At 63.1% G+C, this 16,087-nt stretch carries 19 protein-coding genes and 1 pseudogene; 8 read left to right on the plus strand and 12 right to left on the minus strand.

Annotated elements, in window-relative coordinates; genetic code table 11:
• Both HMPREF1137_RS00315 and HMPREF1137_RS00320 read right to left on the minus strand, forming a co-directional pair.
• A partial coding sequence (locus HMPREF1137_RS00315) for a hypothetical protein (RefSeq protein WP_007587515.1) occupies positions 1-545 on the minus strand: 545 nt, incomplete at its 3' end.
• Between the two features lie 102 nt (positions 546-647).
• Positions 648-1,397: an NADPH-dependent oxidoreductase gene (locus tag HMPREF1137_RS00320; RefSeq protein WP_007587523.1), complete on the minus strand. Its 750-nt coding sequence runs from the start codon at positions 1,395-1,397 to the stop codon at positions 648-650.
• A gap of 23 nt (positions 1,398-1,420) precedes the next feature.
• On the opposite strand from HMPREF1137_RS00320, the gene HMPREF1137_RS00325 reads away from it, so the two are divergent.
• Positions 1,421-2,356: an alpha/beta fold hydrolase gene (locus tag HMPREF1137_RS00325; protein ID WP_007587520.1), complete on the plus strand. Its 936-nt coding sequence runs from the start codon at positions 1,421-1,423 to the stop codon at positions 2,354-2,356.
• A gap of 59 nt (positions 2,357-2,415) precedes the next feature.
• Positions 2,416-2,835, plus strand: a complete 420-nt coding sequence (locus HMPREF1137_RS00330) for a hypothetical protein (protein WP_034496004.1) — start codon at positions 2,416-2,418, stop codon at positions 2,833-2,835.
• A gap of 75 nt (positions 2,836-2,910) precedes the next feature.
• Here HMPREF1137_RS00330 and HMPREF1137_RS00335 read toward each other — a convergent pair whose 3' ends face one another.
• The 9 genes from HMPREF1137_RS00335 to HMPREF1137_RS00375 all read right to left on the minus strand — a co-directional run bounded on the left by HMPREF1137_RS00335 (position 2,911) and on the right by HMPREF1137_RS00375 (position 10,320).
• Entirely contained in the window at positions 2,911-3,429 is a 519-nt protein-coding gene (locus HMPREF1137_RS00335; protein WP_034496008.1) for a GNAT family N-acetyltransferase, read from the minus strand.
• Positions 3,429-3,737: a type II toxin-antitoxin system TacA family antitoxin gene (locus tag HMPREF1137_RS00340; RefSeq protein ID WP_007587511.1), complete on the minus strand. Its 309-nt coding sequence runs from the start codon at positions 3,735-3,737 to the stop codon at positions 3,429-3,431. Before HMPREF1137_RS00340 ends, HMPREF1137_RS00335 begins: the two co-directional genes overlap by 1 nt.
• A 180-nt stretch (positions 3,738-3,917) precedes the next feature.
• The gene (locus HMPREF1137_RS00345; protein WP_007587533.1) at positions 3,918-4,697 is read right to left on the minus strand and encodes an amino acid ABC transporter ATP-binding protein; all 780 of its coding nucleotides are present in this window, start codon (positions 4,695-4,697) and stop codon (positions 3,918-3,920) included.
• Positions 4,697-5,569: an amino acid ABC transporter permease gene (locus HMPREF1137_RS00350; RefSeq protein WP_007587517.1), complete on the minus strand. Its 873-nt coding sequence runs from the start codon at positions 5,567-5,569 to the stop codon at positions 4,697-4,699. Before HMPREF1137_RS00350 ends, HMPREF1137_RS00345 begins: the two co-directional genes overlap by 1 nt.
• Before the next feature lie 13 nt (positions 5,570-5,582).
• The gene (locus tag HMPREF1137_RS00355) at positions 5,583-6,446 is read right to left on the minus strand and encodes an ABC transporter substrate-binding protein (RefSeq protein WP_007587518.1); all 864 of its coding nucleotides are present in this window, start codon (positions 6,444-6,446) and stop codon (positions 5,583-5,585) included.
• Positions 6,447-6,678: 232 nt separating this feature from the next.
• Positions 6,679-6,831 carry a hypothetical protein gene (locus tag HMPREF1137_RS10330; RefSeq protein WP_003797040.1) on the minus strand — a complete coding sequence of 51 codons (153 nt, stop codon included), beginning with the start codon at positions 6,829-6,831 and terminating at the stop codon, positions 6,679-6,681.
• Positions 6,832-6,975: 144 nt separating this feature from the next.
• Positions 6,976-7,425, minus strand: a complete 450-nt coding sequence (locus tag HMPREF1137_RS00365) for a cupin domain-containing protein (protein WP_007587509.1) — start codon at positions 7,423-7,425, stop codon at positions 6,976-6,978.
• A gap of 53 nt (positions 7,426-7,478) precedes the next feature.
• Positions 7,479-8,771, minus strand: coding sequence for an amidohydrolase family protein (locus tag HMPREF1137_RS00370; protein ID WP_034496012.1), 1,293 nt, complete (start codon positions 8,769-8,771; stop codon positions 7,479-7,481).
• Positions 8,772-8,853: 82 nt separating this feature from the next.
• Entirely contained in the window at positions 8,854-10,320 is a 1,467-nt protein-coding gene (locus tag HMPREF1137_RS00375) for an adenosylhomocysteinase (RefSeq protein WP_007587526.1), read from the minus strand.
• Between the two features lie 104 nt (positions 10,321-10,424).
• Between HMPREF1137_RS00375 and HMPREF1137_RS00380 the strand changes: the two genes are divergently transcribed.
• A complete protein-coding gene (locus tag HMPREF1137_RS00380) occupies positions 10,425-11,147 on the plus strand; it encodes an ABC transporter ATP-binding protein (RefSeq protein ID WP_007587513.1) in 723 nt (240 codons plus the stop codon).
• Positions 11,147-12,514, plus strand: a complete 1,368-nt coding sequence (locus HMPREF1137_RS00385) for an FtsX-like permease family protein (protein WP_007587534.1) — start codon at positions 11,147-11,149, stop codon at positions 12,512-12,514. The genes HMPREF1137_RS00380 and HMPREF1137_RS00385 overlap by 1 nt, the downstream gene beginning before the upstream one ends.
• Positions 12,515-12,626: 112 nt before the next feature.
• Here the strand turns inward: HMPREF1137_RS00385 and HMPREF1137_RS00390 are convergent, their stop codons facing one another.
• Complete coding sequence (locus HMPREF1137_RS00390; protein ID WP_007587521.1) at positions 12,627-12,905, minus strand: hypothetical protein; 279 nt, start codon at positions 12,903-12,905, stop codon at positions 12,627-12,629.
• 220 nt (positions 12,906-13,125) lie between these two features.
• On the opposite strand from HMPREF1137_RS00390, the gene HMPREF1137_RS09820 reads away from it, so the two are divergent.
• The 4 genes and pseudogenes from HMPREF1137_RS09820 to HMPREF1137_RS09840 form a co-directional block, all read left to right on the plus strand.
• Complete coding sequence (locus tag HMPREF1137_RS09820; RefSeq protein ID WP_081493481.1) at positions 13,126-13,410, plus strand: hypothetical protein; 285 nt, start codon at positions 13,126-13,128, stop codon at positions 13,408-13,410.
• A gap of 509 nt (positions 13,411-13,919) precedes the next feature.
• Positions 13,920-14,609 carry a TIGR01741 family protein gene (locus tag HMPREF1137_RS09825; RefSeq protein ID WP_196792934.1) on the plus strand — a complete coding sequence of 230 codons (690 nt, stop codon included), beginning with the start codon at positions 13,920-13,922 and terminating at the stop codon, positions 14,607-14,609.
• Positions 14,610-14,619: 10 nt separating this feature from the next.
• Positions 14,620-15,369 carry an MBL fold metallo-hydrolase gene (locus tag HMPREF1137_RS09830; RefSeq protein WP_081493482.1) on the plus strand — a complete coding sequence of 250 codons (750 nt, stop codon included), beginning with the start codon at positions 14,620-14,622 and terminating at the stop codon, positions 15,367-15,369.
• A 217-nt stretch (positions 15,370-15,586) separates the two neighbouring features.
• Positions 15,587-16,087 (plus strand): annotated as a pseudogene (locus HMPREF1137_RS09840) (transposase family protein); the annotation flags it as partial.

Consider the following 16,087-nt stretch of genomic DNA (forward strand, 5'->3'; position numbering starts at 1 on the left):
CCCGCCGCGAACTCGGGATGACGGATCTCGATGGCGGCCATGCCGCGCGGGTCGGTCACCGGCTCGGTGTCGAACTTCTGCGACAGCAGGCGGTTCGCCTCCTCTAGGTCGGCGGGGGAGCCGAACGCCCAGGTCACGGCCTTGTTGCCCGCGCCCGTGGGGGTGCGCTGAATGTACATGCGCGTCATGAGGATGTGGCGGCCGTGACGGGGGAACACGTCGCCCACGCGGGTGAACAGCGCGATGTCCGCCAGGTCCCCGCCCAGCGATGAATCCACGAGCGCGTAGGCGTAGGCGCCGATGCCGCGCAGAGTGAGGGCGTCCGCGAGGAGGCCCATGACCTCGTCACCGAAGGGTTCGGGCTGGAAGTACACGCCCTCGCCGACCTCCGGCGCGTCTGGGCCGAGGAGCGTGATGTCGAAGCCGGCGTCCGCCAGCGCGTCCCGAACGAGTGCAACGTTGTGCTCCGGGAAGGGGTGCAGCGCGGCCGCGTTCGCGGCGATGCGCTCGATAAACACGTAGGTGGAAAAACCAAGCTCAGCCATGCGCTCATTGTAAGCGCGCGACAAGCACAGCATGCGACGAGGCCGTGGCGCCCCGGGCGGTTGAACGCGAGGGGAGGCCACGGCCTCGTCAAAGACGGAGAGTCAGCGCAGGCACAGGCCCTGCTCGTGGAGGACCCCCATGATGGGGGAGACGTGCGCGCCGCCCACGCCGATGTTGGTGGCGACTAGGTGGGTGAAGGACTCGAGGCGCGAGCCCGAGCGCAGGTCGTAGTACTCGGTGACCTCGCGGTCGTAGTCGGCGAGCGTCTCGGAGTAGGACTCGACGCGCGGGTACGTGTTCTTCGCGGTCATGACGGACAGAGGCATACGTGGCTTCTGGCCGGGTTCCTGGTCCGGGTGGCCGACGAGCAGGCCGACGATCGGGAAGGTCAGCTCCGGCAGCTCGAGCGCCTTCACGATCGCGCGCGGATCGGCGAGGATGGAGCCGAGGTAGACGGTGCCCAGGCCCATCGACTCGGCGGCCACGACCACGTTCTGCGCGGCCAGGAGCGCGTCCTCCAGCGCAGTGAGGAACAGGTTGATCGACCCCAGCGCCTCCGAGGAGACGCCCTGCTCGGCGCGGATGCGACTGTTGCGGTACAGGTCGGCGACGAAGATGAACAGGTCGCCCTTCGTGCCGCCCACGTAGGGCTGACCGGAGGCAGCACCGATCGTCTCGCGCACCTGCGGGTCGGTGATATGCAGGACCGTGCAGGACTGCAGGAACGAGGACGTGGCGGTGTGACGAGCCACGTCCATCAGCGTGGTGACCTCTTCCTCGGTGAGGGGCTGGTCCTTGTAGGCGCGGATCGTCCGGTGGGCGAGCTGGCTCGCAATCGTCTCGTTTGTCATGCGTTCATTCTACGATTGGGGGCGTGAAACAGATAGAGCCTTTCGGTCCTTTTGCGCTGGCAGCAAACGTCACCCCCGTCGCCGTCCCTTCCCCGGCCGGCGAGCTCAGTGGCCTGCTGACCGGCCCGAGCACCCCCGCCCTCGTCGACGGCACGCCTGCTATCTCAGCGGTGTCGACCCCGGGCGCCGCGGGGGAGAACCGCGCGCTCCTCGTCCCCGGCTACACGGGATCCAAGGAGGACTACTCGACCGTCCTGCCGTTCCTCGGGGAGGCGGGATGGGACGTCCTCGCCTACTCGCAACGAGGCCAGGGCGGGTCCGCCGCGCCCGCCGGCCTCGGCGCGTACGGGATGAGCGACTTTGTCGGTGACCTCATCGCCGTCGCCGAGGCCTGGGCCGGGACCACGGGTCGCGTGCACCTCGTGGGCCACTCTTTCGGCGGTATCGTCGCGCGCGCGGCCGTCGTCGCTCGCCCCGACCTCTTCGCCTCCGTCACCCTGTTCTGTTCGGGTCGCGCAGTCTACGACTGGATGAACACCCTGCCGATCCTCGACCCCCTGCCCACGGGTCCCGGCGCGCGCCAGCAGGTGCTGCGCACCTACTTCCCGGACATGAACTTCGAGGAACCCGGCGTCGGATGGGCGGAATTTCAACGTATCCGCGCGCTGGATACGGCCTCGGAAAACCTGGTGGGTATCGCCCGCATCCTCTCCCAGCTGCGCCCCGACACCCCGGCGCTCGCGGCCACGGGCGTGCCCGTGCACGTGCTGTACGGGGACCAGGATGAGATCTGGCCGCCCTCGTGGTACGCCGAGGAGGCCGCCGACCTGGGTGCCCGCGAGAGCATCATCCGAGGGGGCACGCACAGCCCGCAGCTGCAGTTCCCGCAGCAGTGGGCGGAGTTTGCCAGCTCGTACTGGGCGGACGTGGAATCGGGGGCGCTGGTCTGGTCCATGTGACGCAAGATGCTGTGACATCGTCCCAAAATGGGCCTTGTGATGCATATCTGTGAGGATGGATGCTTAGTATTGTGTTTATGAACAAGCGTTCCATCCTTACTGCAGTGCTGGCTCTCGGCCTGGGCGTGACCGCCCTGACCGGCTGCGCCACCGATTCCGATTCTGCTCACTCCTACGTGACCCCGAAGGACGTCAAGACGGTCGAGCGTCCCATCGCTCAGATCGACGACAGCGGCATCAAGGTCCCCGAGAAGCGCGACCTGAAGATCAAGCTGGCCGACTCCGACAAGGCCGCCAAGTGGACGATCGATGTTTCTGATCCGACCGCCCTCGAGGTCGGCAAGTCCGAGAAGAACATCGTCACCCTGCACCCGCTGCGTGCGCTGGGCGAGGAAGACGACCCGGTCACTGTGACCCTGACCGATCCGGACGGCATTAGCACCGAGATCACCGTCGTTATCACGCCGGGCGCCAACTGATTCCATACTGACAACGCTTCGGGCCCAGGATCTGCGGATCCTGGGCCCTGTGCGTTGTGTTGTGGCCGCTGGGTGTTAGAGAGTGTTTATAAATTCGCGCAGTGCCCGCAGCGGTAGCATCAGGTGATTGTCAGCTCCGGGGCATGATACAAACTGCGAGCACTGGCTGAGGTAGAACTCGCGCGCCTGGTCGTTGGCACAGTGGACCAGGAGGGCAGCGAATCCCACCTCATTGCTGAGCTTGTAGGCTCGCAAGAGTGCGTCTTTGAGGAGAGCTGCGCCTATGCCTCGTCCCTGCACGCGCTGATCGACGGCGAGTCGCGCGAGGAGGAGAACTGGGCATGGCTCCGGGCGTTGGCCAGGTTTGAGGGCATCTGGGAGTGTGCTGCGCTGCACTGCCCCCATCGATAGGGCGTAGAAACCAAGTGTCTCCGGTTCCTGCGTTGTGACGAAGACGCGCGCGTTTCCGGCTCGGTGGTTCTGCCACGCAAATCGGTGGAACCAATCGTCGATCTCAGTGTTGCCCGATTGGAAGTGTGACCGGTTGTCCCTCCGCTCGAGAGGCCGCGGCTCTTGCAGGACTGATACGTACATCAGTTCTCGGAGGTGCTTGGTGTGTTCAGGTCGATGTGAGTGCCGAAGGGCGAGGGGCGATCAAAGAGTTTGCGCAGCTTGGGATCGTCCGTCGGCGAGGCCGCAAGGATTTCTTCGAAGCGGGCGTGGTCCTCGTCGTTCAGAATGAAGAAGCGCTGGTCGGCGAGACGTCGCTCTGCCTCCAATGTGGCTGCGGAGAGGACGAAATCGCTGATGCTGCGAGATGTGTATGTGGCTGCGCTGCGAATGAGAGTGTTCTGTTCCTCGGTGAGGCGTAGTTCCAGACGCTGTGTCTTTGCAGTGCTCATATCAATTCCTCTTTCGCTCGTACGGACATTATCCGTACGTATAGATACCTTAGCATTTGCGGTGCGAGTGAGCTAGCTCTTTCCCCTGAAAGGATCCCTGCGGGAATGGACCACGTTGCGAGTGGATGAGAAGGGGGTGGCCAACGATCAGTTGGCCACCCCCTTCTGGTTTTCCACGCCTCAGTGCAAGATGCGTGCCAGGAAGTCCCGGGTTTCCTGCTCGCGCGGGTTGTCGATGACCTGCTCGGGCGGGCCCTGCTCGACAATCTGGCCGCCGCGCAGGAACACGACGCGGTCGGCCGCCTGGCGGGCGAAGCTGATCTCGTGCGTCGCCATGAGGATGGTCGAGCCCTGCTCCTTGATCTCGCGCACGAGGTCGAGGACCTCGCCGACGAGCACCGGGTCCAGCGCCGCCGTGATCTCGTCCAGCAGGAGCAGCTCCGGGTGCGTGGCGAGCGCGCGTGCGATGGCGACGCGCTGCTGCTGGCCACCCGACAGGCGATCCGGGTACTCCTTCGCCTTGTCCTTCAAGCCGATGCGGTCCAACAGCTCCATGCCGCGCTCGCGCGCGCGGTCCTTCTCCCAGCCGTGCACCTTGCGGGCCGCCAGCGTCACGTTGTCCAGCACCGACATGTGCGGGAACAGGTTGTAGTGCTGGAACACCACGCCGATGCGCGCGCGGATCCGATCCGCGTTCGCGCGCGGGTCCGTAATGTCTTCGCCAGCCAGGAAGATCTGGCCGTCGTCGACCCGCTCCAGCAGGTTCGCGCAGCGCAGCAGCGTCGACTTACCCGAGCCCGACGCGCCCAAGAGGACCACGACCTCGTGCGCAGCGACGTCCAGGTCCAGGCCGCGCAGGACGACGTTGTCGCCGAAGCGCTTGACGACGCCGACGGCGCGTAGAACCGGGGTGGTGTTGTCCGAGGTGGGGGAGGCCTCGTAATTCGTGGGGACCGACATCAGACGGTGCCTCCCATCTGCTCGCGCTTACGCAGTCGGGCCGTGTACCAGTCCGACAGGCGAATGAAGGGGAACGACAAGATGATGAACAGCAGGCCGGCGACGACGTAGGACGTCATGTTGTAGGTCTTGGCCTGGACCATCTGCGCCGAACGGATCGCGTCGACCGCGCCCAGGACCGAGATCAGGCCGACGTCCTTCTGCATGGAAATGAAGTCGTTCATGAGGGCCGGCGTGACCTTGCGGATCGCCTGCGGCACGATGATCATGCGCAGCGTCTGCCCGTGGGACAGGCCCAGCGAGCGGGCCGCGTAACGCTGGGAGGGGTGCACGGAGTCCAGGCCTGCGCGCAGCACCTCGGCGACGTACGAGGAGTACGTGAGGATCAGCGCGACCGTGCCCAGGAACGCGGTCGGGATACGCGTCGTCGGGTTGAGCGCGGGGATGCCGAAGCCGATCAGGTAGAGGACGACCAGGAAGGGGACGCCTCGGAAAATATCCGTGTACGCCGCCGCCAGGAAGCGGATCGGGAAAAACACGGGACCGGCCAGCGTGCGCGCGGCCGCCAGCAGAGTCGCGAAGACGGCGACGCCCAGCACCGAGATCAGCAGGATGCGGATGTTCAGCCACAGGCCGGAAAGCACCTGGGGGAAGGCTTCGACGAAGTACTTGCCGTTGAAGAAGGTGTTGCGGGTGGCCTCCCACCCGTCGGAGTTGACGACCACGGTGATGAGGACTCCCGCGACCACAATCGTGGAAGCCAGGGAGATGAGAATCGACCGGACCGTCTGCTTGCGCCGATAAGCGCGACGGCCACGCTCCACCGCCGAAACGGTGAGCGTGGCCGCCGCGTCACTTGAGTAGTCACTCATGAGTGTGGGAGCCTCACTTGAGGGTGGGCACGTTCTGTGCCTCGTTCAGCCACTTTTCCTGCAGCTCGGCGAGCTTGCCGGATGAGGCCAGACGATCGACGGCGGCGGAGACCGTGGGGGTCAGCTTGGAGCCCTTGGGCAGGACGATGCCGTATTCCTCGCCGCCCGTCGTGTCGTCGAACTGGCCGATGATGACGCCGTCATCGATCTGCGCGGAGACCATGTAGAACGCGGTCGGCAGGTCGACGACGATCGCGTCCACGCGGCCCGTCTGCAGGGCCAGGACCGTGTCGTCGGAGGAGTTGAACATCTGCAGCTTCTGGGTGAGTCCGGGCTCGAGGTGATCGGAAGCGAACTGCTGCGAGGTGGTGCCCGCCTGGACGCCGATGAGGACGTCCTTGAGGTCAGCGATGGACTTCGCGTTGGCGGCCGGGGTGCCAGCCTTGGTGATGATCGCCGAGGTGGTCGTGTAGTACGGGGACGTGAAGTCGACGGCGTTCTTACGCTCGTCGGTGATGGAGAACTGCTGAATGTTCAGGTCCCAGTCCTTGGCGCCGGGGGTGATCGACGCGTCGAAGGTGGCGCGCACCCACTGGACGTTGTCGGCGGTGTAGCCGAGTTCCTCGGCCAGGGCGTAGATGACGGCGGACTCGTAGCCTTCGCCCGAGGCCGGGTCGTTGTCCAGGATCCACGGCGAGTAGGCGGGATCGGAGGTGGCGACGGTGAGCTTGCCTTCCGTCACGGTCGGCAGGGCGCCGGGGCCGTAGGTCTGCTCGGCGTCGGCGGAAGAAGAGGAGCTCGTGCCGCCCGTGCAGGCGGCCAGGCCGAGGGCCGCGATGGCGGCAACGGCAGCGAGGGAACGGACAGAGCGGCGCATGGGGCCTCCCGGTGACGTGGGGGATTCCGCCTTGTGGGCGGGTCTGACTCGATGAGCGTATAGGCGCGCCGCACAATGCGCTGGCGTCATTTCGATGCACGAAACAATGGAACGAGGCCTGGGCTGGGGAAACGTTGGAATCGTTGGGGTTTCGCGGGGGTGGGGGATGGGACACAGTGCCGCGTGGGTATGCGAAAGGGCCGGGCCATGCCGGCCCGGCCCTCCCGTCAGATCACTTCTGGAACTTGTCCTTCAGATCGGAGACGACCTCGGTCGCCTTGTCCTTGGCAGCCTCGACGGCCTTCTCGACGTTCTCCTCGCCGAAGGTTTCCTTAGCCTTCTCGAGACCCTCTTCAGCCTGCTTCTTCAGATCTTCCAGACCCATGTTTCCTCCTTGGAACGAGCCGCCCGTATTGGTCGAGCGGATGGTCTCACCCTATGCCCGAACCGGGGTGCTCGCGCGTTCAAGGCCTCCCGTGATGCGATCGTTCCCTGTGCGTTCGAGGCGTGGGACAGTGTGCCGTCGGGCTTAGGCCCCCTCGGCGAGCTTCCAGTCGTCGAAGGTGAACTCGGGGGAGACGACGCAGGTGGCCAGCGCGTAGTCGCCGCGGGCGAAGGTGCGCTGCCAGGTGCCGGCGGGCACGAGGATCTGCACGGGGTTGCTCGCATCGGAGGCCTGCGTTCCCGCCGGAGAGCCCAGGGTGACGATGCGCGGGTCGACCTCGGGCGCGTTGCCGCTGCCTCCCAGGTGCACCTCGAGGGCGCCGGGCCCCGACCAGATCCACAGTTCGTCGGAGTGGACGAGGTGCCAGCGGGCCTCCTCGTCTCGGTCGAGGAGGAAGATGATCGCGGAGGCGCTGTGGCGGCTCCCGCGCGGCGTGTCCACCTGAGCGGGCGCGGTCCAGGTGCGGCGGTAGTGGCCGCCCTCGGGGTGGGGCGCGAGGCCCATGGCGTCAATCAGCGGGGACACGTCGGTCATGCGAAGCTCCAAATGAAGGGAAAGGGAGGCTGAGCGAAAGAGAAACGACAGGGTCAGTGCGAGGCCGAGTAGCGCACGCGCCCGGACACGATGGTTTCGACGACGCGACCGGCGCCGTGGCGGGCGACGGTGTCGATGGTCTCCACGATCGAGGTCACGGGTACGTCGACGATGCACATGTCGGCGACCGCGCCCGACTGGAGCTGACCGAGGCGGTCGGGGCCGGTCGCCAGGCCCATCGCTGTGGCGCCGCCCAGGGTCGCGGCCTGCAGGAGGCGGCGCGCCAGGTCCTGGTCCTCGTAGCCTTGGGATCGCGCCAGGTCGAAGAGGAGGGCGACGTCCTCGAGCAGGTCGAGGGACGGGGAGGAGGACAGGGAGTCCGTGCCCACCGCGATCATGTTGCCCTCGGCGAGGTAGGCGCCGACGGGCGGCGCGTCCAGGCCGATCACACGGTTCGAGCGCGGGCACAGCGCCACGGCCGTCTGGCGGGCGCGCAGTCGCCTGCGGTCGTCGGCGCGCATGTACACGCCGTGGGCGACGTGGCAGTCGGGTCCGAGGACGCCCAGCTGATCGACGAACTGCGTCGAGGAGAAGCCGCCGCCGCGCGAGCGCATCGCCGTGAACGACGAGGAGTGCTCGCTCTTCCACAGGTCGGCCAGGGCGGTCGTGCGCGTTTCGGACCATTCGGCCTCGGAGTGGGACTCACCCAGGTGGATGTGGATGCGCATGCCGCGACGCCTGGCCATGTCCGGCAGATCCAGCAGCGGCTCAGCGTCGAGGGAGTAGGGGGCGTGCGGGGAGATACCCACGGCCGGAGGGGTCGGCATCGCGTCGAGGGATGCGGAGACCTCGCGTTCACCGCGGGCACGCCACTCGTCGTTCGACCAGCTCATGACCTCCCAGTAGGCGACGCCGTGCAGGCCCGCATCGTGCAGGGCCGAGGCCGCGGCGGCGTCCGTCACCACGTCGGCGGCGGCGGTCGTGCCGCACTCCAGGAGCAGGCGCGCGCCCGCGGCCGCGTCGCCTCCCCAGTCCAGGCCGCCCGCGTCGTAGACCTCGTCGAAGGCGCGTGCCCAGTCGTCAAAACCGCGGTACTGCCCGGCGCCCACGGACGCCATGCCCGTGTACTGCAGGTGCGTGTGCGCATTGACGAGGCCGGGGAGCAGCACGCCGTCAAAGTGGCGTTCGGTGAAGGAAAGGCCGCGCTGCGTGAGCGTTTCGATGACCCAGTCGCGCGCTCCCACGTGCTCGATGCGCCCGTCGCGCACGGCGACAGCGCCGTCGAGGATCGAGGGGGCGGTGATCGGGATGACCATGCCGGCGGACCAGACGACCACGTCGCTCATGGGGGGCCTTTCAGTGGGGGACGCTGCTAACAGTGTAGAAGTGGGGCGGGCGCACCCGCCCGCCGGTGGAGGTGAGCTGCGACTATGACAGGGACAGGGCGGCCAGCGCCGCCGCGGCCACGGCGTCGTCGGCCTCGCGCGGCAGGTCGTGCAGGCCGGGAGCCAGCTCGCCTTCGTGGGTGAGGAGCTCGCGCAGGGAGGCCAGCTGCACGCCGAAGCTCATGTCCATGATCTCGATGGGGTTTCCCTCGCCCGCCGTGTAGTTGATGCCCTCCCCGCGCTCGAGGACGCGCAGCGTCTTGCCGGATGGGCTGGTCAGGGTCTGCACGTGTGGGTCGCCCGACTCGGCCATGACCCAGGAGGCGGCCACGGCCTCGTCGATGGACACCTCGCCGTCGACGCCGCCGGCGACCGTGACGATCGCACCCTCGGGTGCCGCCTCCAGCGCGCTCAGCGGGATCGTCGCCCGCTCGCCCGTCGCGGAGATCAACATGCCGGCGCTCGGAGCGGCCTGCTCCAGCGAGGCCACGCCGAACCCATCCATCGACGCCTGCAGGGCGCGCACGGGGTCCAGCTCCACAACGGTCACGCGTGCGCCGAGCGCCGCGCCGAAGCGCGCGCAGCCGCGACCCACGTCGCCGTAGCCGATGACGACGACGCTCATCCCCGCCACGGGCGCACCGACGCCGCGTGGGTCGATCAGGTCGAGGATCGTCGTCCAGCACGACTGACCCGTCCCGTAGGCGTTGTCGAACAGGGTCTTCGAACGCGCATCGTTCGAGGCCAGGACCGGAATGCGCAGATCGAAAGAACGCAGGGGGCGCAGCCCCGAGGTGGTCTCCTCCGCCGCGCCGACCAGCGCGTCCAGGACGCCCGGGCAGCGTTCCGTATCGTGTGCCAGGCGGATCAGGTGGGAGCCGTCATCCAGCAGGAATTCGCTGCGCTGGGCCAAAAACTCGCGCGCGAGCTCCCACTCGCGCTCGCGGGAGGCGCTCGAGTCCGCGAAGACGGGGATGCCGGCCTCGCGCAGGCGGGCAGCGACATCCTCGCGGGTCTCGGACGCCCAGCCGAAGACGCTCACGCGTGCTCCCGCCTCGGAGAGCATGAGAGCCAGTGCCGCCGTTTTTGGCTCCAGGACGAGGGATAGCCCCACGCTTCGGCCCGCCACCAGGGGCGCCAGGGCGCGTGCCGCCGCCTCGGTGACCGGCATGTGGGTGCGCGCCCACTCGATGCGCCCCTCGTCGCCGGGGCCCGTGATGGTGCGCCCGTCGGGGGCGATGACGGCGCGGAAAGTGCCTCCGGGCGCCAGGACCGTGATCGCTCCGGGTGTGGGGGCCGCGTCCTCCTCGAGCGCGAAGACGACCGGGGGCGAGGCCGGGGTTCCCTCGGCCTCGGCAATCGGGCGCACGTGGGCGCCGAACGCGCGCAGCAGGGTGGCCAGCGTCGGGTCGTCCGTCGCGAAGGAACGCCCCGCGATGAGCATGTTCGTGGCACGCGCATAGGCGCGTAGCAGCAGCTGGGCGGCGAGGGGATCCAGGGCGCGGTTCATGCGTCAAACGTAGCAACTGCAGCGTTGATGTCCGGGATGAGCCAGGGGGCGACCAGGGCAGACCCTCATAGAATCGCGCGGGGCTGCGGGTCTATCGTTCAAACATGACACACGACACGGCGGGCCTGGTGACCCGAGCACTCACGAAGACATACATGCGCGGGCACACGCCTGTTCACGCCCTGGCGGGCGTTGACCTGACCCTCCCGCAGGGCACGCAGGTGGCGATCATGGGCCCCTCGGGTTCCGGTAAGACGACGCTCTTGCACTGCCTGGCGGGCGTCCTGCGCCCCAGCTCCGGGTCGATCACGCTCGATGGTGAAGAGATGACGAGCATGTCGGAGCGCGTGCTCTCCAACCTGCGCCTGCGCCGCTTCGGCTTCGTGTTCCAGGACGGCCAGCTCCTGCCCGAGCTGCCCACGGAAGAGAACATCGCGATGCCCCTCATGCTCGCGGGAACGTCGAAATCGCAGGCCATCGCTCGCGCACGCGAGATCCTGACGAACCTCGGGCTCGACGGCGCCGGCCCCTACCGCCCCGGCCAGCTCTCGGGCGGCCAGGCCCAGCGCGTCGCGATCGGCCGCGCGCTCGCCACCAATCCCTCGGTAATCTTCGCGGATGAACCCACGGGGGCCCTCGACCAGGCCACCGGCGGTGAGGTCATGTCCCTGCTGACGAGCGCCTGCACCTCCACAGGGGCATCCCTCGTCCTCGTCACCCACGATCCCGCCGTCGCCGCGCGCCTGCCGCACACGATCCACGTGCGCGACGGCCGCATCTCCCTCGAGGCCCGAGGCAGTGGAACCCCCAGCCAGGGGGTGGCCTGATGAGCGCGGTACGCACCGCCGCCGGGGCGCTCCTGCGGTCGCGTGACCGGGCGACGTCCGTCCTCACGGTCGCGGCCTTTGCCCTGCCGCACGCGTTCCTGCTCGCGGTCACGGGCGGCGTCATGGCCTTTGGGGCGAGGGCTGCCGTCGCCGCTGCGTCCGCCACGGCCGACGACCCCTCAAGCCTCGACGGGATGGCGTCCTTCTACGTGATCCTCGCGTACTTTGCGGCTACCCTGCTCGTCGTCCCCATCATCTCGATGGGGGCAGCGGCCGCGCGCTTGGGCATGAGTCGGCGTGAGCGCGACCTCGCGGTCCTGCGCCTCGTCGGCCTCGCGCCGGGCAAGACGAAGCTTGCCTGCATCCTCGAAACCTGCGTGTTTGCGGTTGTCGGCGTCGTCGTCGGCTCGATCCTGTACGCCGTGACGCTGCCCGCGTGGGGTGCGCTGTCTTTCCAGGGACGCCCGATGGGGGTCAGCGAGATGTGGGTGGGGGTAGTGGCCCTCCTCGTCGAGGGGCTCGCCATGATCGTCCTGGCCGCCCTGTCCTCGTGGCTGGCCATGCGCAAGGTCGCGATCACACCCCTGGGTGTCGCACGCCGCACTCAGGCGGGCCGCGTGAGCGCGGTCGGCCCCGTCCTCGGCCTGGTTCTCCTCGTGGTGTGGCTGAGCGTCGGCACCCTCGCGATGAACCTGGGAACTGCTATCGGCATGGCCGTGTTCTTGGGCTTCATGGGCGCGATCTTCCTGATCGTCAACCTGGTGGGCGTCTGGTCGATCAGCCTCATGGGCCGCATCATGGCTAGGGCCTCGCGCAGCCCCCAGATGATGGTGGCCGGGCGTCGCATGGCCGACGACCCTCGCGCTGTGTGGCGCTCCTTCGGGGCGGTTGCCCTCGTTGGGTTCCTCGTGGGCATCATGTATCCGGCGAGTGATTCGATCTCGATGAGCGGGGACAGGGCCGATGAGGTCGCGCTTATCGTCATCGGCGACATCAACAGAGGCATGCTGCTGACCTTCGCGATCACCCTCGCCTTGGGCGCCGTGTCGACCGCGGTCAACCAGGCGATCCGCGTCCTCGACTCCGCCGACCAGGTACGAGCCCTGTCCTACATGGGGTCCCCGCGCGGCTTTATGGACCGCAGCCGTCGCCTCGAGGTCGCGATTCCCGCGTTCGTCATGATCGTTGGCTCGATGCTGCTCGGCATGGTGTTCATGTCTCCGATGCTCGCGGCGGGTGCGGGAAAGGGTGTCCTCATTGCGCTTGCCTCGGCGCTTGTGGGCGTCATTCTCATCGTCGTCGCCTCCGAGGCGACCGTCCCGCTGCGCCGCCGCATCCTCGCGGGCGTGCGCGAGGGGCGGGAGTAGAGCGCTCGTCGCTAGTCGCGTGGGTCCGAGCTACGGGGGAATGTAAAACCGTCGGGGCGTGAGTGTATGGAGAAGGGGGGCGAACCTCTCGGTTCGCCCCCCTTCTGGTGACTCACTTCTCGAGCTCGTCCTTGACGTCCTCGACCTTGTCCTTGGCGTCTTCGGCGATCTCCGCTGCCTTGTCCTTGGCGTCTTCGGCGGCCTCCGCTGCCTTGTCCTTGGCGTCTTCGGCGGCCTCCGCTGCCTTGTCCTTGGCGTCTTCTGCCTTGTCCTTGGCGTCGCCAGCGAGCTCGGCGAGCTTGTCCTTGGCTTCTTCAGCCTTCTCCTTGGCCGCGTCAACGACCTTCTCGAAGCCTTCTTCAGCCTTCTTGGCCAGATCTTCCAGACTCATGATTCTCTCCTCAACGTAGGGTCGTTCGATGCTGTGAACGAACATGACCAGCCTAACGCATAGCGTGATAGGCAGCTCATTTTGTAAGGGGGTGCAAGCCGTTTGTTGGTTTGCGGCTCCGATCAAATTGTTTGAAATGAAAGAAATCAAATGCATGTGATGCACGCCTCATGGGTGCTAGGATTGCGCCATTCACACCGCAATAGTCGATGGAGACATCGTGTACCGCTCGCCTTCCCAGTACTCGCACGCGGAGGGGGTCGGTGGGGCTGCGCGAGGAGCGCAGGTTACCAGGCCAGCCACGCGTCGCCGGCGCCCCGCGCCGCCCTCATACCCGCCCGCCGTGCGCCCACAGATGCGAGCGGCTCTCGATGAAGAAATCTTCTCCCTGTCGGCCTCTACCCGATGCCCACTGTCCATGGGGACGCGTAGCTTCCCGCGCGTCGCGGCCCTGATGGTCGCTGTGCTGGCCCCCGCTGCGGCTGCGCTATGGTGGTGGTTCTGAGCCTACCCTGGCGGGCAGCGAAAGGGCTGATATGAGTGGCAACGAGGCAGTGACAGGCGTTGAGGGCGACTCTGAGCAGAGCGGCACCCGCATCTCGACCGAAGAGAGTCAGGATCCTCAGCTGCGAGGCGGTGCACCGCGCCCGCAGAAGAAAAAAGCTGGGCTGCGACGTGCGCGAAGGTCGGCCTGGCGCTCATTGTTATTTCCGTGTTGGTTGGGCTTGGCTTGAATGCAGCACAGAGGGTATCTGATAGTAACTTCATGCCCCCTGCATGAATTTGGGAGGCTTTTTCATCTTGAAAGAAATTAAAAATATTGAAATATAAGTGATTTTCGGAAGATACTTGAAGTGATATTTAATATAATTATTTCAAAATGGGGCAAAAGTGGGGCAAAAACGATTAACTCACATTTGGTTTGAAAACCTATAATACCTAATGATTATGCTATACGGGATATATAGTGTTGTTATCAATAAATATCAGTGCGAGACTAAATCGGAGGATAAAATGGAAAAACAAATTGATGAGAAAATGACAGAGATTGTATATAAAGTGAATGATATGATTCCAGTTGAGTGGGATGATCTTTATATCAATTTTGAAGTAGACAGAACCTTAAGTGGGGGAGTTGACTTTTTCTTTAAATACAATGGAGAGTACCATTATTTCTTTTATATACCTCGAGATTTTGGTGTTTCTAAGTTGGAATTTTTTGAGGAGTATGATAAATTATTTGAAAAGGTTCAGGAATTAAAAAAAGTCTTCATAGATAATGAATTGAGCGATTGGTCAGCGGGGTTGATTCATTTGGATGAGAATAACAAGCTATCAGTGGACTTCGACTATGCACCTTGGTTCGAAAGCGACTTTGGACCAAGTGCTAGAACCTCTTTTTTCCAATATAAATATCTCGGAAAGCAACCTGACAATGAAAAAGAACTTGAGCAGTTCAAGGCTATGGAGGCCTTCCAAAGAGAGCATAATGGAAAATGGTTATATCTAAAGAACAAACCACCCTCGAGGTGGTTTTCTTGTGGTTTGTCCAGAGCTGGTGCATATTTGTGGTATACTAGTCTTGTTGTGAATTTGAACTTTTTATCAATGGTAGTAGCTGTTGTTTTCTTAATGTGGATTAAGCTGATAATTAATTTTGTTTCAACTTATAAATTGAACAAATATCGTTATATAAAAAAATAAAAGAGGTATTATGTCTATTTCGTTTACTTATTGCGGAGTTGCATGTGGAGTCCTTTCTGTTGATAATAAATTTTATATAGGAATTGATCCTGATTTATCTCCCAAAGGAGCTTTAGTTCAGTTTAAAGGATTTGTGTCCGAGAAACAAACTGATGTCAATAATGATAAGTCTCTTCTTAATAGAGTTGATGTATGGCTAATAACTCATGGTCATCATGATCATTTAGATGATGTAGGAAGAAATTATTTAAAGGGTAAAACTGTAATTTCTCCTAATAAGAAAACCTTAAATGGGTTATCTGGCTTAAATAACTTTGTTTTAAAATGGGGCAAAGAAAAGCAGTTTGCTGTCGGTGACTATCTTATTACTATCAAGGCCTTACCAGCCTATCATGCCAGTAATTTCATTATGCAAAAAATAGTTGGTAAAGTTAATGGTTATCAAATATCAATTGCAAGTTCATCAGAAACTAAAGTGATTTATTTTACGGGTGATACTATTTTCTATTCAAATTTAATAAAAAGTGTTCCCAAAAATATAGATGCCATTTTTGCTAATTTAGGTGCTGTAAAATCTGATTCATTTGGTGGACCATTTACAATGGATTTGAAAATGCTAAACCAAATGAATGATCTACTTCAACCTAAAAATATTTATCCAATTCATATTGAAGACTATAGTCATTACAATACGACAAATAAAGAAGTCGAAGACGCAAACTATACGGTTTTATCTATTGGAGAAACTATTGATATCTAATTGATTAGATGAATAAACGTATACTAGAAAAGTTTTTGAATAAAAATAATCCAAAGTAGGTCTTAAAATGGCTCTTCGCATTTGAGGGTGTAGGTGTTGTGGGCGGCGTTGGGCGTGTCGTGGCCGGGTAGGGGTCGAGGTCTTCCGATGATGGAGATTGCTACACCGTCCATCTGAAAGATTTCGACATGGCCAATACTAACTTGATTGCCCTGACCTGAGCGCGTTCACGCGCCTGGATGACCTGGGCCTGGAAGTGACGGGCCAGCGCATGTTGCCAGACCATGCAGTGTTGGCTTGCCGGATTGCTGGTGAGAACCGGTGGTGTCGACGCTGCGGGTGCCAGGGCGAGTCGCGTGACACGGTGATCAGGCGCTTGGCGCACGAGCCTTACGGGTGGCACCCCACGATCTTGCATGTGAGCGTGCGCCGCTACCGGTGCCAGGAGTGTGCTCATGTGTGGCGCCAAGATATGAGCCAAGCGGCCGATCCGCGCGCCAAGTTCTCGCGGTCGGCGGTGCGCTGGGCGCTCACTGGGCTGGTCGTTCATCGTTTGACGGTGGCGCGTATCTCCCAGGCCCTAGGAGTGTCCTGGAATACCGCCAATACTGCTGTCCTGGGTGAAGGCCAGCGTGTACTGATCAATGATCCAACTCGGTTCGATGGCGTGCGCGTCATCGGGGTGGATGAACACGTGTGGCGCCACACCCCCTACGGA

The sequence above is a fragment of the Actinomyces sp. ICM39 genome, from assembly GCF_000282935.1.
In the GTDB taxonomy this organism is placed as follows: Bacteria; Actinomycetota; Actinomycetes; order Actinomycetales; family Actinomycetaceae; genus Pauljensenia; species Pauljensenia odontolytica_B.

What these genes read in the sequence shown, in the direction of transcription:
- HMPREF1137_RS00365 (WP_007587509.1), bottom strand. Translation starts at nt 7,425, where the DNA reads ATGACCGACGTGTCCCCGCTGATTGACGCCATGGGCCTCGCGCCCCAC.
- HMPREF1137_RS00390 (WP_007587521.1), bottom strand. Translation starts at nt 12,905, where the DNA reads ATGAGTCTGGAAGATCTGGCCAAGAAGGCTGAAGAAGGCTTCGAGAAG.
- HMPREF1137_RS00350 (WP_007587517.1), bottom strand. Translation starts at nt 5,569, where the DNA reads ATGAGTGACTACTCAAGTGACGCGGCGGCCACGCTCACCGTTTCGGCG.
- HMPREF1137_RS10330 (WP_003797040.1), bottom strand. Translation starts at nt 6,831, where the DNA reads ATGGGTCTGGAAGATCTGAAGAAGCAGGCTGAAGAGGGTCTCGAGAAG.
- HMPREF1137_RS00335 (WP_034496008.1), bottom strand. Translation starts at nt 3,429, where the DNA reads ATGTACGTATCAGTCCTGCAAGAGCCGCGGCCTCTCGAGCGGAGGGAC.
- HMPREF1137_RS00330 (WP_034496004.1), top strand. Translation starts at nt 2,416, where the DNA reads ATGCTTAGTATTGTGTTTATGAACAAGCGTTCCATCCTTACTGCAGTG.
- HMPREF1137_RS00340 (WP_007587511.1), bottom strand. Translation starts at nt 3,737, where the DNA reads ATGAGCACTGCAAAGACACAGCGTCTGGAACTACGCCTCACCGAGGAA.
- HMPREF1137_RS00370 (WP_034496012.1), bottom strand. Translation starts at nt 8,771, where the DNA reads ATGAGCGACGTGGTCGTCTGGTCCGCCGGCATGGTCATCCCGATCACC.
- HMPREF1137_RS00385 (WP_007587534.1), top strand. Translation starts at nt 11,147, where the DNA reads ATGAGCGCGGTACGCACCGCCGCCGGGGCGCTCCTGCGGTCGCGTGAC.
- HMPREF1137_RS00345 (WP_007587533.1), bottom strand. Translation starts at nt 4,697, where the DNA reads ATGTCGGTCCCCACGAATTACGAGGCCTCCCCCACCTCGGACAACACC.
- HMPREF1137_RS09825 (WP_196792934.1), top strand. Translation starts at nt 13,920, where the DNA reads ATGGAAAAACAAATTGATGAGAAAATGACAGAGATTGTATATAAAGTG.
- HMPREF1137_RS00380 (WP_007587513.1), top strand. Translation starts at nt 10,425, where the DNA reads ATGACACACGACACGGCGGGCCTGGTGACCCGAGCACTCACGAAGACA.
- HMPREF1137_RS00320 (WP_007587523.1), bottom strand. Translation starts at nt 1,397, where the DNA reads ATGACAAACGAGACGATTGCGAGCCAGCTCGCCCACCGGACGATCCGC.
- HMPREF1137_RS00355 (WP_007587518.1), bottom strand. Translation starts at nt 6,446, where the DNA reads ATGCGCCGCTCTGTCCGTTCCCTCGCTGCCGTTGCCGCCATCGCGGCC.
- HMPREF1137_RS09830 (WP_081493482.1), top strand. Translation starts at nt 14,620, where the DNA reads ATGTCTATTTCGTTTACTTATTGCGGAGTTGCATGTGGAGTCCTTTCT.
- HMPREF1137_RS00375 (WP_007587526.1), bottom strand. Translation starts at nt 10,320, where the DNA reads ATGAACCGCGCCCTGGATCCCCTCGCCGCCCAGCTGCTGCTACGCGCC.